The following is a 22,245-nucleotide window of genomic DNA, read 5'->3' as shown; positions in this document are numbered from 1 at the left end:
AAGATCGACGCAAGAAGTCGTAGAATCGACGTCGTGAAGAGCGGGAAGTCCAGGCACATCGTCCAGGGCTTCCCGCTCTTTGTCTTTCTGGTTGTCCTTCTCACCTCGTCCTTCCCACTTCTCACCTCGCCGGCGGCGCAGCATGCGGCGCACGCCATCCCGGTGGTCCCGCAAGCGCTGCTGGAGCGCGCGGTCCCGCTGCGGACTGGCATCGGGCGGGCGCACGACGCGGTGTCCACGCAGTCCACCGAGGCCCAGGCCTTCTACGACCAGGGCCTGGCCTATCTGCATTCGTTCGTCTGGATCGAAGCGGCGCGATCGTTTCACCAGGCGCTGCGCAGCGACCCCGGGCTCGCGCTGGCCCACGTCGGCCTCAGCTACGCCTACATCGAAGTCAATAAGCCCACCGAAGCCAAGCAGGCGATCGAGCGGGCGAGGGCGCTGATCCCGAAGGCCACCGGGCACGAGCGGCAACACATCGAGACGCGGGCGCTGCAGATGGCCGCCGAAGACGCCCCGCGCGACACGGCGAAGCTGGCGGCCTATCGAAAGGCGCTCGATTCCGCGATCGCCGCGCTCCCAAACGACGCGGAGTTGATCCTGAAGCGCGGGATTGCGGAGTCACCCGATCCCGCGGATCGCGGACAGGGTTCGGTGACGGCGTCGATCCCGTTCTTCGAGCGGGCGCTCAAGGTGTCGCCGAACCACTTCGGCGCGCAGCATTACCTGGCGCACGCCTACGAGAACAGCGGCCGCATCAACGAGTCGCTCGCGCAGGCCGCGGCTTATGCGGCGCAGGCGGCGGAGGTGCCGCACGCGCGCCACATGCATGGACACGAGCTCCGCCGGGCTGGAAGGCCGGTGGAAGCGGTGGCGCAGTTCGAGGCCGCCGACAAGCTGCAGCGCGAGTATTTCGCGCGCGAGAAGGTCAGCGCCGATCTCGACTGGCACCATCAGCACAATCTCGATCTGCTGGCCGCCACCTACCAGTACCTCGGGCAGATGAAGAAGGCCGAGGCGCTGTTGAAACAGTCGTTTTCGCTGCCGTCGAACCTGCTCACGCAGGTGGTGAACAAGCGCGAGTGGCCCGCCTACCTGCTGGCGCGCAATCGCCCCGCGGAGGCGCTGGAAGCCGCGAAGGTCCTCATCGGCCACCCGCACCCCATCGTCCAGGCGGCCGGCCACATCGAGGCCGGGTTCGTCTACCTGGCGACCAGCCGCCCGGGGGATGCCGCCACCGCCTCGAACGCGGCGCTCCGCGCCTTCAAGAGCGCGCCGGATGGGCAGGCGCTGGTCTTCATCACCCTCGAGGCGCTGCAGGGCGAGTTCCGGCTGCGGACGGCGCAGCGCGAGCAGGGCCGCAAGGGCATGGAGAGCGCGGCGCAGAAATGGCGCTCGCTGCCCGGGCCCGACGCGTGGAGCCAGTCGCTGTTCCGGCTCGAGGCCCTGGCGCGATCGGCGAGGGCGGTCGGCGATTGGGAGCTGGCGGGACGAATGGCGCAGCTTATGGTCGAACACGACCCTGCCTACTTCGGCAGCCACTACGCCCTGGCCCTGGTGGCCCAGCACGACGACAACCTCCCCACCGCCCGCCGCGAGTTCGGTCTGGGGCTGAAAGCGTGGGCCACGGCGGATAAAGACCTGCCGGAACTGGCCGTCGCCCGCAAAAAATAACAGGAGATCAGAAGGGTGGAAGAAACGCCTCCTGTGGCAACCCTTGGGGGATGGCTCTCGTCTATTTCCACCGAGGACATATGCTCAAGACCACTTTCGCCCTGTTATTCGCCCTGGCCCTGGCGGCTCCGGTCGCGGCCCAGACCAACACCGAGAACGTCGAGAAGACCCTCACCCTTCAGCCGGGCGGCACGCTGCGGCTGAAGACCTTCTCCGGCCGCGTCCGCATCACCGGCGTGTCCGGTGACCAAGTCGTGATCAAGGCCGTGCGCCGCGCCAAGCAGGACCGGCTCGACGACATCAAGCTCGAGATCACGCAGAGCGGCAACACCATCGAGGTGGACGCCAATCACCGCCTGGTGGAGCGCCGCAATGACAACGTGGTCGAAACCGACTTCGACATCCAGGTGCCGTCCCGCACGCGGCTCGAGATCAAGACCTTCAGCGCGCCCGTCACCGTGATCGGTGTCAACGCCAACCAGGACATCGACGGCTTCAGCTCCAGCGTCACGGTGGAGGCCACCGAGTGGGCCGACCACGACCTCGACATCAAGACGTTCAGTGGCGGCGTGCGCCTGCGCCTGCCCGACGGCGCGCGCGGCAACATCGACTTCAACAGCTTCAGCGGCACCTTCGAGAGCGACCTGCCGGTCACGCTCAGCAACAGCAGCCGCCGCAACTTCCGCGGCGCCCTCAACGGCGGCGGCAACGGCGACTTCAGGCTGAAGACCTTCAGCGGCGACGTCTCGATTCGCAAGTAGGTCTGGGATCGGGGATCAGCAGGACGCTCTTGGAGAAAACGGCACCGCTTACGGTGCGCTTCATGAGCTCATCTCAACGGCTTTCTCCAAGAGCGTCCTGCTGATCCCTGATCCGGCTATGATGTGCCCGGATGTTCGCCCGGTTAATGGCCCGCGTGGGCCTGGTCACGCCTGAGCAGCGCGCCTGGGCGTGGTACGACTGGGCCAACTCCGCCTTCTTCACCACCGTCGTCACCGCCGTCTTCCCCGGCTTCTACGCCACCTATGCCGCCGCCGGCCTCGCACCGGCGGAGGCCACCGCGCGCTTCGGGCTGGTCACCACGCTGTCGATGGCCACGGTCGCGATCTCGGCACCCGTCCTGGGCGCGTTTGCCGATTACACCGGCGCCAAGAAGAAACTGCTGGCCGGGTGCACCGCCGTTGGCGTGTCGGCGTGCGCCTCGATGGTGTTCATCGGCGAAGGCGACATCGGCCTGGCGTCGGTGCTGTTCTTCATCGCCAACCTCGGCGTCTCCGGATCGATCGTTTTCTACGATTCGCTGTTGCCGCACGTGGCGAAGCCGGCGGAGACCGACCGCGTGTCGGCGGCCGGCTATGCCATGGGCTACATCGGCGGCGGGGTGTTGCTGCTGATCAACCTCGCGTGGATCCTGCAGCCGGCCTGGTTCGGGTTCTCGGGCACCGTGCCTGCCATCAAGGCGTCGTTCTTCTCGGTCGCCGTGTGGTGGGCGGTGTTCTCGCTGCCCATCTTCAGGAAGGTTCCAGAGCCCAAGACTCGAGCCAAGCACGACGGGGAGTCGGGGATCGCGATTGTCGCGGCCTTTGCGAGGCTCGCCACCACCTTCCACGAGGTGCGGAAGTACCGGAACGCGTTCCTGCTGTTCATCGCGATGCTGCTCTACCAGGACGGCATCCAGACCATCATCCGGATGGCCGGGGTCTACGGCGCCGAGGTCGGCGTCGAGCAGACGGCGCAGATTGCCGCCTTCGTGATGGTCCAGTTTCTCGGCATCCCGTTCTCGTTCCTGTTCGGGTCGCTCGGCGTCCGCATCGGCACCAAGCGCGCCATCTTCATCGCCATCTCGGTCTACGCGCTGGCCACCGTGCTCGCCTACTTCATGACCACCGTCACGCACTTCTTCATCCTGGCGGGGATGATCGCCACGGTGCAGGGCGGGGCGCAGGCGCTCAGCCGCGCCCTGTTCTCGCGCATGGTGCCGGCGGACCGCACGGCAGAGTTCTTCGGGTTCTTCGCGGTGGCGGAGAGGTTCGCCACCGTGCTCGGTCCGCTGGTGTTCACGCTGAGCGTGACGATCACCGGCAGCAGTCACGCCGCAATCATCGCCATCCTCGGCTTCTTCGTCGCCGGAGCCTGGGTACTGAGCCTGGTCGACGAGGACGAGGGGATTCGGGCGGCTCAGATGATTTCGTGATCTGGTGATTTGGTGATGTGGTGATTTGGAATCCAGATCTCTAGATCCAGCGATCTTCAGATTTCGAGTCCCAGATCACCCGATCACGAGATCGCAAGGTCCCCAAATCATCCGAGCCGTTTCGACGAGCGGAGCGTGGCGAGTGCGAGGACCGTCGCTCCCCAGGTGAAGAGGGCGAGCGCCTGCGGCCAGAGCACTTCCATCCCGACCCCCTTGAGGAAGATCCCCCGGACAATCACCAGGAAGTAGCGCAACGGAATCAGGTAGGTGAACGGCTGGATCCACTCCGGCATGTTCTCGATCGGGAAGACGAACCCTGACAGGTAGATCATCGGCATCAGGAAAAAGAAGATGGTCGTCATCATCGCCTGCTGCTGGGTGTTCGAGACCGACGACACGAACAACCCGAGGCCGAGCGTGGACATCAGGTAGATCAGGCACATCCCGAACAGCAGCGGGATGCTGCCGCGCATCGGCACCTCGAACCAGTAGATCGCCACCACCAGCACCAGGACGACGTCGATGATGCCGATCAGGGCGTAGGGCAGGAGCTTGCCGGCAATCAGCTCCCAGCGCGCGAGGGGCGTGACGCTCAACTGCTCCAGCGTGCCGAGCTCCTTCTCGCGGACAATCGCCATCGCCGACAGGTTGGTGGTCACCACCAGCAACAGCAGGGCGACAATGCCGGGGATCATGAAGTCGCGGCTTTCGAGCCGCGGGTTGAACCAGACGCGGATCTCGGCGCTGACCGGCGCCGCCACGGGGAGACCCGGCGCCGCCGCCGCGATCACGTCCTGCGCGTAGCCGCCAATCAGCGTCTGCGCGTAGCCCAGCGCCACGGTGGTGGAGTTGGAGTCCGTGCCATCGGCCACCACCTGCAGCGTGCTGGCCCGCCCGGACGACATCGCCTGTCCGAAGTTGGCGGGTATGTTCAGCGCCATCCACGCCTCGCCGCGATCGAGATAGGGATCGATCTCGGTGGTCGAACCCGGCATGCCGACAATCTTGAAGTTGGCAGACGACTCGAAACGGTGGATCAGGGCGCGGCTCTCGGTCGAGCGGTCGGCGTCCACGATCACGATCGGCACGTCTTTGACGTCGGTGGTGGCGGCGTAGCCGAGCACCGTCAACTGGATGATCGGCGCCATGATGACCACGCTGAACAGGCGCGGATCCATCTTGAGCTCCAGCATCTCCTTCCGCATCAAGTGGAGCACGCGCCTCATGCCCACTCCCGTCTCAGGCGCAGCGACGCCAGCCCCATGGCCACGGTGGCGAAGATCGCCAACGCCGCCAGGTCCTGCCAGAACGCCGTGATGTCGGCGCCCTTCAGCACGATGGCGCGCAACGCGACCAGAAAGTAACGCGCCGGCACGATGTGCGTGATGGCCTGCACCACCGGCGGCATGCTCGAGATCGGAAAAATGAACCCCGACAGGATCATCGTCGGCAGCATCGACGACAGCAGCGCCAGCTGAAAGGCGACCTGTTGCGTGTCGGCGATCGTCGAGATCAACAGACCCTGCGCCTGCGCGCCGACGAGGTAGAGGAGAAGGGAGAAGCACAGGAGCAGCCAGGAGCCGCGCATCGGCAGGTCAAAGAGGACCATGGCCGACAGCACGATGATGATCGCCGAGGTGAACGAGATGGCCAGGTAAGGCAGCGCCTTGCCGAGGATGTACGAGACCGGCCCCACCGGCGACATCCGCACCTGCTCCATGGTGCCGCGCTCCTTCTCGCGGACCACCGAGAGCGCCGTCGACACCACGGCGGTGATCATCGCGATGTAGGCGATCAGGCCGGGCACGAGGAACAGCGCGCTGCGCAGCTGCGGGTTGTACCAGATGCGGGGTTCCACGCGGACGGCCGGGAGCCGGGATCCGGGAACCGGGCTCCGGGTGGTCATCTGCACCGCACCGAACTCGGCGATCAGTGTGCGCGCGTAGCCTGACACCGTCGACGCGGTATTGGCGTTGTCGCCGTCGATCACCACCTGCACCGTGACCGGGCGCTTGAGCGTGAGGTCGTGCTCGAAGCCGGAGGGGATCGACAGGATCGCGCGCACTCTTCCTTCATCGACCAGGCCCGCCAGTGCCGCGTCCGAGTCTTCGTAGCCCACGAGCTTGAAGTACCCCGAGTTGACGAACGCCGACACCAACTTGCGGCTCTGCGTGCTGCGGTCGCGGTCCTGGACGGCGAGGCGGACATCGCGGATGTCGAAGTTGAGGGCGTAACCGTAGAGCAGCAGGAAGAACGCGGGGATGAACAGCAGGATGAGCAGCGTCCGCCGATCGCGGACGATCTGGCGCATCTCCTTCGAGCCCACGGCCAGGATCTTGCCCATCACGCGGCTCCCACGCGCTCGACCACGTCGAGAAAGACGTCTTCGAGCGACGGCGACACCGGATCGATCCCGCGCACGTCCACGCCGGCGCCGGCCAGGGCGGCGGCCAGCATGGCCGGCGAGGTCTGCGCGCTGCGCATCACGGCGTGAACGGCAGTGCCGAACAGGCTCGTCTTCTCGACGCTGTCGAGGCGATCGAGCGCGTCCATGGCCGCGACCGGATGCGCCGCCTGGATCTCCAGGATGGGCCGGGAGGTGAAGACCTGCTTCAGTTCGTTCGCCGTGCCCATGGCCGCCAGCTTGCCGGCGTGGATGATCGCCAGGCGATGGCAGTGCTCGGCCTCGTCCAGGTAGTGCGTGGTGACGAGCACGGTCACGCCATTCGACGAGAGGCTGCCGATCAGGTCCCAGAAGCGCCGCCGCGACAGCGGGTCGACACCGCCGGTCGGCTCGTCGAGAAACACGATCTTTGGCTCGTGCAGGATGGCGCACCCCAGCGCGAGGCGCTGGCGCCAGCCGCCGGGCAGGTCCCTGGTGAGCGTGTTCTCGCGGCCGTCGAGCCCGGCCATTGCCAGCACGAACTTGCGCCGCGCCGCGAAGCGCTCTCCCGACAGCCCGTAGATGCCGCCAAAGAAGCGGATGTTCTGGTCCACGGTCAGCGGCTCGTAGAGCGAGAACCGCTGCGACATGTAGCCGATGCGCCGCTTCACCGCCTCGGGGTCGCGGCTCACGTCCACGCCGCCCACCAACGCCGTGCCGCTGGTCGGCTTGAGCAGCCCGCACAGCATGCGGATGGTGGTGGACTTGCCGGCGCCATTGGCGCCGAGAAAGCCGAAGATCTCGCCCTGCTTCACCGAGAACGACAGATCGTTCACGGCGACGAAGTCGCCGAACTTGCGCGTCAGGCCGCGCACGTCGATGGCGAGATCCTCGGTCCGGCTAAAGCCGGACGCCACATGTTCTGGCGTGTCTGATGTCGCGTCCGGCTTCTGCAATGTGGCGTCCGGCTTTAGCCGGACCTTGTCCGCCGTCATGGCCGCCCCAGCACGCGATGCAGCCGCGCTTCGGCCAGCCGCACGCCGGCCAGCGCGCGCGTCCGCGCCAGCTCGGTTTCGAGCATCGCCACCTGCGCCACGATCACGTCGGTGCTGGTGGCCACGCCGGCGGCGAACCGATCGCCGACGACTCGCCGCGCCTCCGCCGCGCTGCGGACGGCGTCCGACGCCGCCTTGACCATGGCCTGGCTGGAGTCCAGGTCGAGCAGCCGCTGACGGATGTCGGCGGACACCACCGAATCAAACTCCGCAATGCGCTCCCGCGTGGCGGCGGCCGCGGCCGCGGCCTCGGCCACCTGCGCCTTGGTGCGGCCGGAATCGAAGAACGGCCAGTTGACGTTCACCGACACATCCCAGGACTCCTGCCACTCGCCCTTGCGCGGGAAGATGCGCTGGTTCGGGCTCGCGTAGTCCACGCCGCCGCCGAACGCGACGACGGGCTTGTTGCCGGTCATGGCCGCCTGCTGCCGCGCTTCAACGCCGCCAAGCCGCAGCGCCAACGCTTTACGCTCGGGCCGCTGCGCGAACGCTTCCGTTACCAGCGCACCTATTGCACCCGATGCACCTGATGCACCCGCATCGAGCGTGTCCGCCAGCTCGACGACGGTCTCTGGATCCACGCCGGCGAGCCGCCTCAGGTCGATCAGCGTCGATTCGCGGATGTTGCTGGCCTCGATCAACTGCGCCTGCTCCCGTGACCGCTGCGCCTCGAGGCTCGACACTTCGTTGGGCGGAACCAGGCCGACGTCGAAGCGCTGGCGGGCATCGCGCAGCTGTGCGTCGGCGCGGGCGGTGGATTCCTCGAGCACCCGCACCGCTTCGCGGGCTGTCGCCGCCGCCCAGTAGGCGCGCACGATCTCCAGCCGCAGGTCGGCGCGGGTGGTGTCGATGTCGGCGGCAATCGCCTGGGCCTCCGCGGCGGCCGCACGCTCGAGCGCGTCCACGCGTCCCGAGGTGTAGATCGGCCACTGGAACGACATCCGCGACACCACGTTGTCGGGTATGTCCGGATACACGACCTGGCGCACGCTGCCCTGGACGAACGCGAACTCCGGCACGTGATTGGTGCGCGAGTAGCCGGCCGAGGCCGACACGATCGGCCGGTCCGCCGCCTGCGCGCCCCGCACCGCGGCCTGCGCCCCCTGCTCGCGGGCGCGGCCTTCGGCCAGCCGATGGCTGGTCTCGAAGCCGCGGGCAATCGCGTCGGCGAGCGTCAGCCGAATCGGCGCGGGCTGCGCGAGGAGCGGCAGCGGCAACAGGGTCAGGAGCACGAATGCGGAAAGGGTGCGCGTCATGATGCGGCGGTCTCTCTTGAAGAATCGAGTTTCGCGATGAAGACGTCTTCGAGCGAGGGGACGATGGCGCGGACGCCGTCCGGGTGGACGTTGGTGCGGCTGGCGATCACCGCAAGGTCGGCCTCGGCGCCGGCCGGGGTGTCGCGGTCGCTCCACACGTGCAGGCGGTCGCCGAACACCTGGGCGTGCTTCACGCCGCCCGGGCCCTTCAGCTTCACCAGGGCCTCCGCCGGCGACGCCACCAGCACCTCGAGCAGCGTGCCGGGCAGGCTCGACCTGAGGGCACCCGGCTCGTCCAGTGCCAGCACCCGGCCCTCGTGCAGCAGCACGATGCGGCTGCAACGCTCGGCCTCGTCCAGATAGGGGGTGGACATGAGGATGGTGATCCCTTGCGCGAGAAACTGCGAGAGCAGCTTCCAGAATTCCCGGCGCGACACGGGGTCAACCCCGGTAGTCGGCTCGTCCAGCAGGATGACCTGCGGCTCGTGAACGAGGGTGCACGCCAACGCGAGCTTCTGCTTCATGCCGCCGGAGAGTTGATCCGCCAGCCGCCCGCGAAACGGCGTCAGCTGGGTCATCTCAAGCAGGCGGTCCCTCCGCGCGCGGTAGTCGGTCACGCCATGGATCTCCGCAAAGAACGCGATGTTCTCGTCGATGCTGAGGTCACCGTACAGGCTGAAGCGCTGCGAGAAGTAGCCGACCGTTCCGGTGATGGCGCGGTGATCCTTGACCGGATCCTTGCCCAGCACGCGGATCTGGCCGGCGTCCACGTGCAGCAGGCCGCACATCGCGCGAATGGCGGTGGTCTTGCCGGCGCCGTCGGGCCCAATCAGCCCGAACATCTCGCCCCGCCCAACGCTGAACGACACGCCGCGCAGCGCTTCCACGGCGCCGTAGCGCTTGCTGACGTTGGCGAACTCGATGGCCATGTTCATGGTTGTGTTGGCACCCTAGGCACCTTGGTTACTAGCGAAGCACTATTTCCGCCTCGACCGGCATTCCCTGCTTCAGCACGCCGTCCTTGTTGTCCACCGAGATGCGGATGCGGTACACCAGCTTCGAGCGCTCTTCGGCCGTCTGCACGTTGCGCGGCGTGAACTCGGCCTTCGGTGAGATGTAGGTGATGGTGCCGGCAATGCCCGGGCCGCCGGCGTCGGTGAACACCATGGCGGGCTGGCTGATGCGCAGCTGGGGGACCACCGGCTCCGGCACGAACACGTCGGCCCACGCGTGATCGAGGTCGACGACCACAATGGCCGGGGCGCGAGGCGCGATGACCTCCCCGACTTCCACCAGTTTCTCGGTGACGAGTCCGCCGACCGGCGCCGTGAGCGTGGCGTCGCCCAGGGTCTTCTCCAGGGCGGCGATCTGCGCGCCGACCACGTTCAACCGCGCCCGCGCGGCGTCCACTTCTTCGCGCCTGGCGCCGGCGCGCACGCGCGCGAGCACTTCTTCGGCGGTGCGCACGCGGCTCTGTGCCGCCGCGACGCGGTCGCGCGCCACATCCCTGCGCGTCGCCGCATCGTCTCGCTGCTTGCGCGAGCCCGAGTTGGCCTTGAGCAGGCTGTCGAACCGGTCGAGGTCCTGTGCCGAGGCCGCGAGTTCCGAGGTCGCGGCGGATTGGTCGGCTCGGGCGGTGACGATTTGGGACTCCGCCTGCCGCACGTCCTCGGGCCGCGCCGCCGCCTGCACGAGGCGAAGCTGCGCGTCGGCCGCGGCCTGCTCCGCCTTCGCGCGATCGATGGCGAGCGCGACGTCGCGGGTGTCGAGCGTCAGCACGGTCTGCCCCACCTGCACGCGGTCGCCTTCCTTCACCGTGAGCGTGAGGACGCGCCCGCCCGCATCGGGCGCCAGCCGCACTTCCGTGGCTTCGACGTGTCCCGACACGCGAATGCGATCGGTCGGCGCTTGCTCCGCGCAGCCGATGGCAAGCGTCAGGATCGGGATCAGGGTTAGTCGTGTGATCGTCGTCATCTGCGTAATCTGTGTCATCTGCGGCCCTGGTGTGATCTCTGTGTCATCTGCGGCCCTGGTGTGATCTCGGCGTCATCCCTGTCGGAGCATGCGCTGCGCCGTCAACTGGCTGTGCGCGATCAGGTCAGCGTGAGAGACGTCAACGAACATTGGCAACTGCGATCGGCCCGGTTGCGCCGCCATGCGCTCGCGCGCGGCGTTCATCAGCAGTGGTCCGACGATCGAGGTGTAGGCCAGGATCGGATGCACCGGGCGGAACGTGCCGGCGGCAGCGCCCTCGGCGAGGATGCGACCGAACGCCGCGAACACGCCTTTCATCGCGGCCAGCGTGTCGAGGTCGAGGTGCGGCGCGCCCTCCGCGATCTCGCGCAGCATCAGCGTGGGGAACCACGGGCGCTGGTCGGCGAGGCGCACGAAGTTCTCGATGAACTGATTGAGCTTGTCGGATGGCGACTGCCCGGATTCGGCGATCGCGACGGCGCTGGCCGCCACGGTGTTGAGCATGTCGGCGACGACCGCGCGGTAGAGCGCCAGTTTGTCGGCGAAGTGGTAGTAGATCATCGCCTTGTTGACCTTGGCCTGCCTGGCGATGTCGTCCACGCCGACGCCGTCGAAGCCCCGCGATGAAAAGGCCGTGGCGGCCGCCTGAAAGATGGCGTTGCGGGTGTCTGGCCGGGTCTTGGTTCGAGCCTTCATGTAAACTAACTGGTTAGTTAATGACGGCCATGGACCCTCTGTCAAGAGATTGGTTTCAAAGTGACGAAATCCGCCAGTTTCCAGCTCATCCTTGATTTGGCGAGCTGACCAGGTTCATCCCTCCATACAATCAGTGCAGCGCATGACTATCGTTGTCGCGGGCGGTTCAGGTTTTCTCGGCACCAGGCTGCGGGCGCATCTCGAGCGCGAGGGGCACCGTGTGCTCAACCTCACGCGATCGCCACGCCCGGACCACCAGCCAGGCGACATCCCCTGGCCACCAGGCGGCTCCCCCGGCCAACTGGCCGCGCACCTCGAAGGCGCCGACGTCGTCATCAACCTCGCCGGCGAAGGCATCGCCGCCAAACGCTGGTCCACCGCGCGCAAGGCCGAACTGCGCAACAGCCGGCTCCACGCCACGCGCACCATTGTTCGCGCCATGGCCGCGTGCGCGCGCCCGCCAAAGACGCTGATCAGCGGATCGGCCGTCGGCTACTACGGCGCCCGCGGCGCTGAGCCGGTGACCGAACGCACGCCGCCCGGGCCGGATTTTCTCGCCCAGTTGTGCGTGGACTGGGAGCATGAGGCGAGCGCGGTCCCCGCCAACACGCGCCTCGTCCTCCTCCGCACCGGCATGGTGCTCGGCAAAAGCGGCGGCGCGCTCAAGAAGATGATCGTGCCCTTCAAGCTCGGGCTCGGCGCCACGCTGGGACCAGGCGACCAGTACATGCCGTGGATCCACGTCGATGACTGGGTGGCGATGGTCGCCTGGCTCGCCACCGCGGACCGGGCCATGGGTGCGTTCAACGCCACGGCGCCGGCGCCGGTCACCAACCGCGATTTCACGCGGACGCTGGCGCGCGTCATCAGGCGGCCCGCCGTCTTTCAGGCGCCCGCCGTCGTCTTGAACATAGCCCTCGGCGAAATGGCGAGCATGCTGCTGACCGGGCAGCGGGTGGTGCCGGCCGCCGCGGAGGAAATGGGGTTTCGCTTCGTGTTTCGCGCGCTCGAGCCGGCGCTGCGAAGCCTGGGGCTTTAGCCGCAGGGGCCTGACCCGGTCCGATACAGGAGGGGTCTGACTCCGCTCTACCCGTCAACGAGGGGTCTGACCCCTGCGCAGTAGGATCAAATCATGAGAACAGCTCTCGCCATCGTCGCGCTCTCGCTCACCACGCTCGCCGCGCAAACCTCCGATGAGGTCAAGCGCATCACCGACGCCACCATCGTCCTCGACGAGATCATGTCGGCGGGCGACAAGGCGGTGCCGCGCGCCATCATGGAGAAGGCGGAAGGCATCGCCGTGTTCCCCTCGCTGATCAAGGGCGGCATCGTCGTCGGCGGCCAGCGCGGGCACGGCATTCTCAGCGTCCGCGACAAGAAGACCGGCGGCTGGTCGGCGCCGGCGTTTCTCACCATCACCGGCGGCAGCATCGGCGCGCAATTCGGCGCCCAGGCCATCGACCTCATCCTGGTGGTGAACAACCAGCGCGGCCTCGAGCAGTTGGTGAAGAACCAGTTCAAGGTCGGCGCCGACGCCTCGGTGGCGGCGGGACCCCTCGGCCGGGAGGCCAGCGCGTCCACCGACATCCAGATGCGGGCGCAGATCCTCAGCTACTCGCGTGCGCGCGGATTGTTCGCCGGCGTGACGCTGAACGGTTCAACGATTCGACAGGACCGCGATGCGAACGAGCGGTTCTACGGCACCGCCTACCGGACGGGACAGATCGTGTTCGAAGGGAAGACTGGAGCACCTGAGCCGGTGCCCGCGTGGCGGGATGCGTTGGCCAAGTACGCGAAATGACATCAGAGGATGTTCGGCGCGCCCGCCCGGTAATCGCCGCCGAGGATCGTGACCGAGTTCGATCCCAGCCAGCTGTCCAGGATCTTTGCGTAGACCGATCGGAAGTCCGTCTCGTACTTGACGTCGCCGGCGTTGTTCTCGAGCGTCGGGTTGGCCGGGTCGGTGCTCAGGTTCGGCGCCGTGCCGTAGAGGCCGCCGCGCACGCCGCCGCCGAGCACCATCATGTTGGCGCCGGCGCCGTGGTCGGTGCCCTGGCTGCCGTTCTCGGTGATGCGCCGGCCGAATTCCGAATACACCAGCACCAGCGTGCTGCTCAACAGGCCCTGCGCGCTCAGGTCGTCGTAGAAGGCCTTGAGGCCGTCGTTGAGCGTCGCCATCAGGTTGAAATACGAGCCCTGGTTCACGCCTTGCGAGGCATGCGTGTCGAAGCCGCCGGTCTGCACCCAGAACACCTTGGTGCCGATCTGCTTGTTCATGGCGCCGGCGACCGCGGTCAGCGCCTGGCCGAAGCCGTTGGTCGGATAGGTGTTGGCCGGCCGATAGGTGGCCACGGTGGCGACCCGGTCCAGCGTGCTCAGCGCCGCCTGCGTCGTCGAGTTCACAAACGCGAGGTGCGGACGATCGACGGGGATGTGCGACGAGATGCGTGTCTGCGCCGTGCGCTCGTAGGTGGCCTCGGCGCCTGAGTTGGCGCCCGAGAACGCGTAGGTGGCTGGACTGGTGATGGCCGGCACGCCCACGAGCCGCGCCATCAGCGGCCGCGGTGTCTCACGCTGGGTGTTCCAAGCCACCAGCGGATTCACGGGCGGCGGCGTCAGGTCCAGATAGCGGCCCAGCCATCCGGTGCCGGACGTGTTCGTGACGTTCGCCGTTCCCCAGATGTCGAAGCCGGTAAAGTGCGAGCGGCTCTGGTTGGCGTAGCCGGTGCGCTGGATCACCGCCAGGCGGCCGGCGTCAAATATGGACTTGAGCCCGGTCAATCGCGGGTGCAAGCCCAATTCGACGCCAGAGGCGTCGGCGCCGATCTGCAGCACGTCTGCGGCCGGAATCGCAATGGTCGGCCGCCGGGTGGTGTAGTTCGGATCACGATACGGGATGATCGTGCTCAGCGAGTCGTTGCCGCCGCTGAGGTACACCACCACGAGGTTGCGGGCCGCGGACCCTTGCGCGAAGGCGATGTCGCAAATCGCCTGTGGTGCCGCGAACCCGAAGGTGAACGCGGTGACGCCGCCCTTGACGAACTGTCGTCGTGAGAAAGACATGTCGTCCCCTAGTTTCCCGTTCTCTGCGTCATCTGCGTCATCTGCGGCCTTAGTTGAACTGATACTCGCCGGACCCGACGATCAGGCGCGTGAGCCCGGGAACCCTCTGCTGCAGCTGCGCGTCGGTGCCGGTCCACGCGGTAGACCGGAGGTACTCCGACATCGCCACGGTGGCGGTCGAGGTGAACCCGATGGTCGGGAAGCGCGCGAGCATGTATTCGAGGACGCGATCCGGCGACTGCCGGTAGGGCTGCGCGTCGCGCGCCAGGTTGAAGCGCTGGTTCTGCGCGAGCGCGGCCGAGAAGTTCATTCGCGACAGCATCGACGAAGTGGAAATCCAGCCGGGACCGGTTTCCCAACCGTTGACGTCGGGCGGCTCGTAGAGCTGCTGGCCCATGTTGCTCAGCGGGTTCATGGCGCTGTTGACGGTGAACCCGGCCCAGCCGGTTTCCTTGATCGCGCGCACCACGTATTCGATCGGCCACGAGTAGCGCTGGAAGAAGTTGGCGGGATCGCGGAACTGCGACGACTGGAACAACGTCCGCAACACCGCCTTGATGTTGTAGTTGTTCCCCAGGTAGGCGTTGGCCATGGCGTTGACCAGGGCCGCGTCGGGCTCGGACGTCTCGTTGACAAAGAACTTGTAGAGCCTGGTGGCCAGCCGTCGCGCGGTCGCGGGATGGCGGGCCAGGGCGAGGATCAAATCCAGGGCATCCTGTTCCCCTGCCGCCGCCGCGCGCGCCGGTATCGTCTTGCCGCCGTCCGGGTAGATGGCAAAGGTGAAGGTCTTGGCGTTGGTGTCGTGGTCGGCCGCCCGGTAGAGGAACGTGTAGTAGCTGGCCGTCGTGCTGGCGCGGTCGCCGACGAGCTGCCAGTTGAAGCCGGTGAAGACGCGGGCCGCGGCATACACGTCCTGCTCCGTGTAGTTGCCGATGCCCAGGCTGAACAGCTCCATGATCTCGCGGCCGAAGTTTTCCTGGGGCCGGGTCCGCGTGTTCAGCTGGCTGTCCAGCCAATACACCATGGCCGGGTGTTTCGCCATGGCCATCAGCATGCCGGGGAAGCTGCCGGTGGCGTACTGGCGCAGCACCTGGATTTGGCCGGCCTGACTGCCTTCGAGGCTCGACGGATCGTTGTCCATCAACCGCGTCGCGCGCTCCTGGCCCACCGCGCCCGCGAGCTTGGAATACGCGGTCGCGAAGTGGTTGTGCCAGAACAGCGCCATCTTCTCTTCGAGCGGGCGCTGCGAGTGGATCATGCGAAACAGCCAGCGCTGCCGCGCATCGTTGATCAATGTGTTTGGGGAAAACGGATTACCGGAGGACGTGGTGATGCCCACGTACTCCGGCCGCCCGATCTTCGAGTCATGATCGGTCGTCGCCGACTCGTAGTTCAGGAGGCGATCGATCACCGTATCGATGGGGACGCCCGCCCAGGCGGCGAGTTCCGCAGGATTGGCGCCAAACCCCATGCGACGCAGGATGTGTTCGAGCATTTGGTGTGCCTACAATATCTCGGCGGACGCGAGCTCTTCCATTAACTTTTGACACCCGGACCAACGACGGCTCCGTGACGGTGATCACTAAAGCGTGATCAGCGCTGCCGCGTGCAATTCCGGGAACATAGGCACTTGGACCACCCGCCCGCCCGTGGGGTTTAATCAAGAGTTCAGGAGAAAACCTGGTTTCCCTCCTGAACTCCGGTTCAAGGAACCAGGCTGATCAGGTTTGCCATCAGCCGGAATGCACCATCCGTGCCCGCCGGCAACTGACGCCACAGGCCCAGGCCGACGTAGATCCAGCGGCCCCGGCCGACCTTGGCTTCGACGAGGGCGCCCCGCTTCACGCCCTGGTTGTACGGGAACGGCTCGGTGAACTCGATGAGGTCGGTGTACTGCCGGTCGCGGCCGGCTTCGTCCAGGAAGTACAACCCGCGCTCCTGCACCCAGCCCGCCCAGTCGGCGCGGCCGATCACGTTGGGCGAGTTGAACACCGGGTGCTGCGGCGCCAGCAGCTTCATCTCCGCGTTTTCGTCGGTCACGCGCTCGCGTCCGACCTTCGCCGGAAACGGGCCGTACTGCGCGTCGTTGAACTCGAACTTGTTGTACTGGACGATCACCGTGCCGCCGGCCTTGGCGTAGTCGAGCAGCCGCTGGTTGTTGGCCCGCAGGTCAACGCGCCGCTCGTAGGCGCGCACACCGGTCATGATCACGTTGTAGCGGCTGAGATCGCCCCACGCCAGTTCCTCAGGATCGATCAACGTCAGCTTGACGCCCAACTGGATCAGCGCGGCTGGCACCTCGTCGCCGACGCCCATCACGTAGCCCAGGCTCAGGTTCGGCTTCACGTTCACGTCGAGCGCCTTCACGGCCACCTGCGGAGCGGTGAGCACATGACGACGAGTCGTGTGCGGATACTCGACCACTTGGTAGCCCTGCGTGAAGGTCCGGCTTAAGCCGGACGCCACCTCGGAGCTGCGGACGACGGCGTTGACCTTGAACTGGTTGCCGCCCGGCTTCATGGCCGCGACCGCGAGCACCGACGCGGCAGGCGGTTGCACGGCAAAGCGCACCGTCACCGACTCGTCTTCGCGCGAGAAGGTCACGGGCTGCGACGGTGGCGTCGCGCGCCAGCCCTGCGGCACGTCCAACGTGACGTCGGCCTTGGCGGCGCCCTTCGAGTGGTTGGTCACCGTGACGCGCACATCCTTGGTGACCGGCGTCGCCGACTTCAACGGCACGATCACCGTGCCGGGCGTCGTCGCCACCGAGAACGCGGGCACCACGTGAATCTCCTGGCGCTTCTCGCCGGCAAAGATGTCGCGCTCCGATCGCGCCTGGATGGGCAACGTGATCGAGAACGGCGTGTTCTCCACCGTCATGGTGAACGTCGCCGTGTAAGGGGTCGGGCGGAACGGCAAACCGAACGGGACATCGGCGTCGAACACGTAGCGCGCGCCCTGGGTGCCGGTGTGGAAGTGCGCCGCGGTCAGCCGGGCATCGGCCGGAACCGCCATCGCGGCCGAGCAGTTCTGCGTGCCGCCCTTCGTGAGCTCACCCTTGCAAGCCGCGACGGCCGCGGGCGGATTGCCGCCACCGATCAGCCCGTTCACCTTTGCTTCGATCGCGACGGCGGTGGTGCCGCGATTAGCTGCCATCAGGTTGACGGCCACGCCCTGTCCTGCCGGCACGAGGCCATCCTGTGCCAGCGCGTCGAGACGAACGTCGGCGGCCAGCATCAGTGCCTGCGAGAACTGCGGTTCTTTCTGCGCCAGGCGGAAATCGATCTCAAACCGGGCATCGTCGCTCAGGCCCATCGCGGCCAGGCCCGCGCGCAACTCGCGCAGCGCCCGCAGTCCGCGCGCCAACGGCGCCACGGCGGCATTGGTCCCGCCAGCGGCCAGCGCCTTGCGCGCATCGGCCACGGTTGCGCCAATCGTGTCGAGCCGCGCGCCCAACTCCGCCGGAGCATTGGCGCCGGCAAACGCCAGCAGGCTGCGCAGGCCGGTGTCGACGCCTTCGAACACTTCACGCTCCTGCCGGCCCACACCACCAGCCAGCACCGTGTCGCGCAGGCGGTAGTTACGAACGCCGCCCGGGCCCATGGGCCCGCCGCCGGTCATGGGCGCCGGCGCCGGCAACAGCTGCGACATGCCCTGGCACTTGTGCATGCTGCGCGCCTCGCCCGCCAGCTCGTTGTAAGTGCGGCCGAGCACCGGATCGAACGAATCACCCCCAGCGAACTGGAGCATCGTCGGCGCCTCCACAAGCGGCGCATTGGGTGCGGCCGCTTGCCCTGAGCGAGCGTCTGCGCGAGTCGAAGGGAAGCCGGCCGTGTAATAGAACTTCTTCGGCTGCCACGCGCGCAGCCCCTCCTTGATCTGCTCGGGGAACTTCCCGGGATCCGCGGCCGCGCGGAACGCCTCGAGCGTGAGCCGGGACGAGGTCTGGTGGTGCTGGCCGCCGCCGTCGCCGTCGAACACAAAGCCGACGATCACGTCGGGGCGAATCGTCCGGATCATGCGGACGTAGTCGCCGAGGATGTCCTGGTGGCCCCACTTCTCCAGCGTCTCTTCGACACTGAACGAGAACCCGAAGTCGATGGCGCGCGTGAAGTACTGGTCCGCGCCGTCAAACCGATGCGCGGCCGCCAGTTCTTCGGTGCGCAGCACGGCCAGCGCCTCGAACAGCTCGGGGCCAATCTCGTTCTGCCCGCCTTCGCCGTGCGTCGCCGTGACCAGCGAAGTCCGGAACCCCTTGCCGTGCGAGAAATACGCCAGCATCGCGTTGTTCTCATCGTCCGGGTGGGCCGTGCTCATCATGAAGTTGCCCACGGTGTCGAGCTTGCGAAGGGCAAGGTCGAGCGCCGGCGCGCCCTTCAGTTGGGACACGGGCACCAGTTGATGCTGGGCGGTCGAGTGGGCGGAAAAGACGGCGATGCCGAGAATGACGAGGAAGAGAGACGTGCGGCGCATTGCTACCTCAAAACGAAAGTAGCCAGTCGCCAGTAGCCCGTAGCCAGAATGACTCTGGTCTTCCTGGCCGCTGGCTTACTGGCTACTGGCATCTGGCTACTGGCTACGAACTAGAACGTGAACTTGAAACCCAACTGGAACTGGCGCTGTTCGTAGCCGCCCGTCGGCGTCAGGTCCTTGCCCGAGGCCGGCAGGGGGCCGGTCGGCGCGCCAAACAAATCCGTGACGATCGTGGCGTTCACGCCCGACACCTGCTCGGTGTTGAAGACGTTCTTCACTTCGCCAATCACTTCCGCCGCCATGGCGCCGCGAATGCGGAACTTGCGTGAGTAGCGGAAGTCCACGTTCTGGCGTGACGGCAGCGTCAGCGAGTTGCGGGCGACGCCGGCCGGGCGGTCGCTCGCCGTGCCGTCGTTGTTCAGCTCGCGATTGCTGCGCAGGTTGACGGGGATGCCGCTCGCCGCCTGGATGGCGATGCCGAACACGTTGTTGTTGAGGATGGCGCCGGCAACGCCGCCGCGCTCGAACTGCGGCATGGCGACGACGCTGGCGACGAAGGTGTGGCGCTGGTCGAGCGCGTTCGGCCCGAGGTCGCGATCGAGGTTGGTCATGTCGGTACGGCCGGGGTCGCCCTGCACCGACAGCACGCCGGTGATCGGGGCGTTGTCTTCGCTCTTGCCGAGGGTGTAGGCGAGGTCGAAGCCGATGCCCTTGTAGGTGCGGCGCGTCAGCTGCAGCGTCATGTTCTTGTAGGTGGAGTCGCCGGGCGACTGCACGCTGTTGATCACGTTGTAGCGGGGATCGAGGCGCGTGCTCGAGTTCACCGCCGTGCTGAACACCGCCAGGCCGTCAGGCAGCGTCGAGGCCGGGTTGATGACGTTGATGTTGGTCACCACCGGCAGGTTGTAGCCGGTCACGTACGAACCGCCGATGGCCACCGAGTAGTGATCACCGATGGCGCGCTCGAACTGCACGTTGTTCTGCCACGACCGCGCCACCTTGAAGTCGGGATCGACCGTCCAGGCGAGGTTCGGCGTCGCGCCCGAACCGGCGCTGAGCACGGCCGGGAAGACCGGGGCGCCAACCTGGGTGGGCGTGAACGACGCCGAGGCGCGCGCGTTGGTGCCATCGTTCTGCAGCGCCTGCTCGTAGATGGCGTTCAGCGTCTGGTCGTACATCACGCCGGTGTTGAAGCGCAGCACGGTCTTGCGCTCGCTGCCGAGGGTCCACACCGCGCCCAGGCGCGGCGCGAAGTTGTTGTTGGAGGTCGGGAACTTGCGCGACGTGGTGAGCGGCGCGTTGGCGTCGCCGTCGGGCACGCCGTAGAGGTCGTAGCGCACGCCGTAGAGGATCTTGAAGTCCGACGACACCCGCCAGTCGTCCTGCACGAACAGGCCGTACTGGGCCGTGTTGTATTCGAGGTCGGGCAGGCCGAAGTACTGCGTGAAGCTGGTGTAGCCGAGGCGGTTCGAGCCGTCGCGCGCCGCGAGGTAGGCCGCCGCATTCGGGAAGGTGTAAAGCTGGGCGGGCGCCGCGGTGCGCGTGTCGGCGACAAACTGCAGGTCGAACCCGGCCTTGAAGGCGTGGCTGCCGCGCATCAGCGTCGTGCTGTTGTTCACCTGGGCGACGTTCTGGGTGAAGCCGAAGCCGACGTCCTGGGTGCTGGCGACCGAGCCGCCGAAATTGGCCACGCCGGTCACGTTGATGGCCGGGCCGGTGCCCGACTCCTTGTTCGCCGCACGGCTCTGCGCGCGGGTCGCGTACTGGACGCGCAACTCGTTGAGCATGTTCGAGCCGATCGTCGAGATCAACTGCGCGCCGGTCGAGTGCTGGCGGTCCGCGAAGTCGTTGGCGCGCTGCACCGACGACAGCCCGCCGCCGACGTTGGCGGTGATGAAGTTGTCGAAGAACATGTAGCGCACCGACAGGCGGTTGGCGCTGTTCAACTGGTGATCGATCTTGCCGATCGCGAACTCGGTGTTCAGGCCGCGCGGCATGTAGGCCGGCTCGGTGAGGCCCAGCAGCGCCTGGTTGGCCGGCGAGATCGTGATCACGCTCAGGCCCGACAGGTCGCGCTCGGTGTGCTCGTAGCCGCCGAAGAAGTGCGTCTTGTCCTTCACCAGCGGTCCGCCAAGGTCAACCGTGTAGACGTTGACGTCGGTGGGCGGCTTCACCGCGTTGGCGGCGGCGAAAAACGGCATCTCCACCATCGACTGGCGCTGCATGCGGTAGCTGCCCTGGCCCTTGAACGTGTTGGTGCCCGACGGCGTGATGGCGTTGTAGACCATGCCCATGGTCTGGCCGAACTCCGGCGCGTAGCCGCTGGTCACGACCTTCACTTCGCGAATCATCACCTCCGACATCGGCATCTGGCGCAGGCCGGCGCGGTCCTTCTGGGTGTTGTTGCTGCCGTCCACCTGGTAGTTGACGCGCAGCAGCGCGCCGTTGGCGGTGATGCGGGGCACGCCGAACTCGTTGGTCTCAAAACCCACCACGCCCGGCTGCAGCAGCGCGAAGTTGTAGGGGTTGCGCGAGGTCAGCGGCAGCGTCTTGATTTCCGCCTCGCTCAGCGTGCGCCCCTGTTCGATCTTCGCCAGGTCCACGAGCGGCGCATCGGCGGTGACCGTGATCGTCTCGGTCAGCGCGCCCACGGTGAGCTGCAGGTCGATGACCGCGGTCTGGCCGGCGCGCAGCGACACGCCGGTTTGCTCGAACTTCCGGAAGCCCTGCAGTTCCGCGCTCACGCGATAGGTTCCAAGCGAGAGCAGCGGCGCCCGGTAGAGCCCGCGCTCGTTGGTCACCACGACGCGCTGGTCGCCGGTGTCGATGTTGACCACGGTCACGGTGACGCCGGGCAGCATCGCGCCCTGTTCGTCCTTGATCGTGCCTTCGATGGTGCCGTTGATGGCCGTGGACTGCGCGAGCGCCGGCGACACGAGTGCCAGGCTCAGGAGAAACGCCGAAATGATGCGGAGCATGGGGAGTAACGCCTCCAAGGAAGAGAAACGAAGTTCAGTCAGCCAGTATAGACCCAGTGGTGCCAGGCACCTGGACATGGGCTTTTGATGCAATTGCCGCCATCCGGGTTCCCGGATGGCCGGCAATTCCTGGGATGAACTGTCTAGCTGCGGCTGCGCCGTTCACCGGAACGGCGTTCGCCCCGACGGCGTTCGCCAACCCCGGACGGGGGGCCCAGGTTGGCCTTGCGGCGGTCGTTGGCCCGGCGCTCCCGGGCCCGGCGTTCGGCCCGTTCGGTGAGGGCGGCCTTGCGCGTGGCCTCGCTCATCTCCCGCTGCATCCTGACCGTGCGGCGGGCCGGGTCGAGCACCTCCAGCAGGCCGTCGTGCGCCGCCTTGGCTGCCGCGTCGGCCGGCGGGTTGCCAAACCGTTCGCGAACGAACTGCGCGGCCTTCAGGATGGCGTCACGCTGCCAGCCTTGCAGCGGGTTGATGCGAAAGATGCCTGAGTCCGCCATGT

Annotated in this window: 17 protein-coding genes; 5 read left to right on the top strand and 12 right to left on the bottom strand. The window is 66.9% G+C overall.

Translation table 11 applies throughout. From position 1 onward, the window contains the following. Window positions 1-33: 33 nt before the first annotated feature. From WC815_09935 to WC815_09925, 3 genes are all read left to right on the top strand, one after another. Window positions 34-1,674, top strand: coding sequence for a hypothetical protein (locus tag WC815_09935; GenBank protein ID MFA5909083.1), 1,641 nt, complete (start codon window positions 34-36; stop codon window positions 1,672-1,674). An 80-nt stretch (window positions 1,675-1,754) separates the two neighbouring features. After that, the gene (locus WC815_09930) at window positions 1,755-2,435 is read left to right on the top strand and encodes a DUF4097 family beta strand repeat-containing protein (protein ID MFA5909082.1); all 681 of its coding nucleotides are present in this window, start codon (window positions 1,755-1,757) and stop codon (window positions 2,433-2,435) included. A 131-nt stretch (window positions 2,436-2,566) separates the two neighbouring features. Next, window positions 2,567-3,868: an MFS transporter gene (locus WC815_09925; GenBank protein ID MFA5909081.1), complete on the top strand. Its 1,302-nt coding sequence runs from the start codon at window positions 2,567-2,569 to the stop codon at window positions 3,866-3,868. A gap of 107 nt (window positions 3,869-3,975) precedes the next feature. Here the strand turns inward: WC815_09925 and WC815_09920 are convergent, their stop codons facing one another. The 7 genes from WC815_09920 to WC815_09890 all read right to left on the bottom strand — a co-directional run bounded on the left by WC815_09920 (window position 3,976) and on the right by WC815_09890 (window position 11,232). Beyond that, window positions 3,976-5,094, bottom strand: coding sequence for an ABC transporter permease (locus WC815_09920; GenBank protein MFA5909080.1), 1,119 nt, complete (start codon window positions 5,092-5,094; stop codon window positions 3,976-3,978). Continuing rightward, window positions 5,091-6,212: an ABC transporter permease gene (locus tag WC815_09915; protein ID MFA5909079.1), complete on the bottom strand. Its 1,122-nt coding sequence runs from the start codon at window positions 6,210-6,212 to the stop codon at window positions 5,091-5,093. Before WC815_09915 ends, WC815_09920 begins: the two co-directional genes overlap by 4 nt. After that, entirely contained in the window at window positions 6,212-7,246 is a 1,035-nt protein-coding gene (locus WC815_09910; protein MFA5909078.1) for an ABC transporter ATP-binding protein, read from the bottom strand. Before WC815_09910 ends, WC815_09915 begins: the two co-directional genes overlap by 1 nt. Next, window positions 7,243-8,562 carry a TolC family protein gene (locus WC815_09905; GenBank protein ID MFA5909077.1) on the bottom strand — a complete coding sequence of 440 codons (1,320 nt, stop codon included), beginning with the start codon at window positions 8,560-8,562 and terminating at the stop codon, window positions 7,243-7,245. The genes WC815_09910 and WC815_09905 overlap by 4 nt, the downstream gene beginning before the upstream one ends. After that, on the bottom strand, window positions 8,559-9,497 hold the full coding sequence (locus WC815_09900; protein ID MFA5909076.1) for an ABC transporter ATP-binding protein: 939 nt from the start codon (window positions 9,495-9,497) through the stop codon (window positions 8,559-8,561). Before WC815_09900 ends, WC815_09905 begins: the two co-directional genes overlap by 4 nt. Before the next feature lie 31 nt (window positions 9,498-9,528). Continuing rightward, complete coding sequence (locus WC815_09895) at window positions 9,529-10,536, bottom strand: efflux RND transporter periplasmic adaptor subunit (GenBank protein ID MFA5909075.1); 1,008 nt, start codon at window positions 10,534-10,536, stop codon at window positions 9,529-9,531. 72 nt (window positions 10,537-10,608) lie between these two features. Next, window positions 10,609-11,232 (bottom strand): TetR/AcrR family transcriptional regulator, encoded by a 624-nt coding sequence (locus tag WC815_09890; GenBank protein ID MFA5909074.1) that lies wholly within the window; start codon window positions 11,230-11,232, stop codon window positions 10,609-10,611. Between the two features lie 142 nt (window positions 11,233-11,374). Here WC815_09890 and WC815_09885 point away from each other — a divergent pair, with 142 nt between their 5' ends. Further along, complete coding sequence (locus tag WC815_09885; GenBank protein ID MFA5909073.1) at window positions 11,375-12,271, top strand: TIGR01777 family oxidoreductase; 897 nt, start codon at window positions 11,375-11,377, stop codon at window positions 12,269-12,271. A gap of 93 nt (window positions 12,272-12,364) precedes the next feature. Then, the gene (locus tag WC815_09880; GenBank protein MFA5909072.1) at window positions 12,365-13,033 is read left to right on the top strand and encodes a lipid-binding SYLF domain-containing protein; all 669 of its coding nucleotides are present in this window, start codon (window positions 12,365-12,367) and stop codon (window positions 13,031-13,033) included. A gap of 2 nt (window positions 13,034-13,035) precedes the next feature. Here the strand turns inward: WC815_09880 and WC815_09875 are convergent, their stop codons facing one another. The 5 genes from WC815_09875 to WC815_09855 all read right to left on the bottom strand — a co-directional run bounded on the left by WC815_09875 (window position 13,036) and on the right by WC815_09855 (window position 22,243). Next, window positions 13,036-14,295 (bottom strand): DUF1501 domain-containing protein, encoded by a 1,260-nt coding sequence (locus tag WC815_09875; protein MFA5909071.1) that lies wholly within the window; start codon window positions 14,293-14,295, stop codon window positions 13,036-13,038. Between the two features lie 49 nt (window positions 14,296-14,344). Further along, window positions 14,345-15,790, bottom strand: coding sequence for a DUF1800 domain-containing protein (locus WC815_09870; GenBank protein ID MFA5909070.1), 1,446 nt, complete (start codon window positions 15,788-15,790; stop codon window positions 14,345-14,347). Window positions 15,791-15,999: 209 nt separating this feature from the next. Then, on the bottom strand, window positions 16,000-18,768 hold the full coding sequence (locus tag WC815_09865) for a PIG-L family deacetylase (protein MFA5909069.1): 2,769 nt from the start codon (window positions 18,766-18,768) through the stop codon (window positions 16,000-16,002). A 110-nt stretch (window positions 18,769-18,878) separates the two neighbouring features. Beyond that, the gene (locus tag WC815_09860; GenBank protein ID MFA5909068.1) at window positions 18,879-21,746 is read right to left on the bottom strand and encodes a TonB-dependent receptor; all 2,868 of its coding nucleotides are present in this window, start codon (window positions 21,744-21,746) and stop codon (window positions 18,879-18,881) included. Between the two features lie 143 nt (window positions 21,747-21,889). Continuing rightward, the gene (locus WC815_09855; GenBank protein ID MFA5909067.1) at window positions 21,890-22,243 is read right to left on the bottom strand and encodes a hypothetical protein; all 354 of its coding nucleotides are present in this window, start codon (window positions 22,241-22,243) and stop codon (window positions 21,890-21,892) included. Window positions 22,244-22,245: the final 2 nt, after the last annotated feature.

Source organism: Vicinamibacterales bacterium (assembly GCA_041659285.1).
GTDB lineage: Bacteria > Acidobacteriota > Vicinamibacteria > Vicinamibacterales > UBA2999 > 12-FULL-67-14b.
The sequence above is the reverse complement of the archived record's forward strand: the minus strand, read 5'-3'. Positions and strand labels throughout refer to the sequence as shown.

Bases quoted from the DNA above. Each gene is read 5' to 3' on its own strand.
- WC815_09895 (MFA5909075.1), bottom strand. From the start codon at position 10,536: ATGACGACGATCACACGACTAACCCTGATCCCGATCCTGACGCTTGCC.
- WC815_09910 (MFA5909078.1), bottom strand. From the start codon at position 7,246: ATGACGGCGGACAAGGTCCGGCTAAAGCCGGACGCCACATTGCAGAAG.
- WC815_09925 (MFA5909081.1), top strand. From the start codon at position 2,567: ATGTTCGCCCGGTTAATGGCCCGCGTGGGCCTGGTCACGCCTGAGCAG.
- WC815_09865 (MFA5909069.1), bottom strand. From the start codon at position 18,768: ATGCGCCGCACGTCTCTCTTCCTCGTCATTCTCGGCATCGCCGTCTTT.
- WC815_09905 (MFA5909077.1), bottom strand. From the start codon at position 8,562: ATGACGCGCACCCTTTCCGCATTCGTGCTCCTGACCCTGTTGCCGCTG.
- WC815_09855 (MFA5909067.1), bottom strand. From the start codon at position 22,243: ATGGCGGACTCAGGCATCTTTCGCATCAACCCGCTGCAAGGCTGGCAG.
- WC815_09900 (MFA5909076.1), bottom strand. From the start codon at position 9,497: ATGAACATGGCCATCGAGTTCGCCAACGTCAGCAAGCGCTACGGCGCC.
- WC815_09880 (MFA5909072.1), top strand. From the start codon at position 12,365: ATGAGAACAGCTCTCGCCATCGTCGCGCTCTCGCTCACCACGCTCGCC.
- WC815_09915 (MFA5909079.1), bottom strand. From the start codon at position 6,212: ATGGGCAAGATCCTGGCCGTGGGCTCGAAGGAGATGCGCCAGATCGTC.
- WC815_09890 (MFA5909074.1), bottom strand. From the start codon at position 11,232: ATGAAGGCTCGAACCAAGACCCGGCCAGACACCCGCAACGCCATCTTT.
- WC815_09870 (MFA5909070.1), bottom strand. From the start codon at position 15,790: ATGCTCGAACACATCCTGCGTCGCATGGGGTTTGGCGCCAATCCTGCG.
- WC815_09930 (MFA5909082.1), top strand. From the start codon at position 1,755: ATGCTCAAGACCACTTTCGCCCTGTTATTCGCCCTGGCCCTGGCGGCT.
- WC815_09860 (MFA5909068.1), bottom strand. From the start codon at position 21,746: ATGCTCCGCATCATTTCGGCGTTTCTCCTGAGCCTGGCACTCGTGTCG.
- WC815_09920 (MFA5909080.1), bottom strand. From the start codon at position 5,094: ATGAGGCGCGTGCTCCACTTGATGCGGAAGGAGATGCTGGAGCTCAAG.
- WC815_09875 (MFA5909071.1), bottom strand. From the start codon at position 14,295: ATGTCTTTCTCACGACGACAGTTCGTCAAGGGCGGCGTCACCGCGTTC.
- WC815_09885 (MFA5909073.1), top strand. From the start codon at position 11,375: ATGACTATCGTTGTCGCGGGCGGTTCAGGTTTTCTCGGCACCAGGCTG.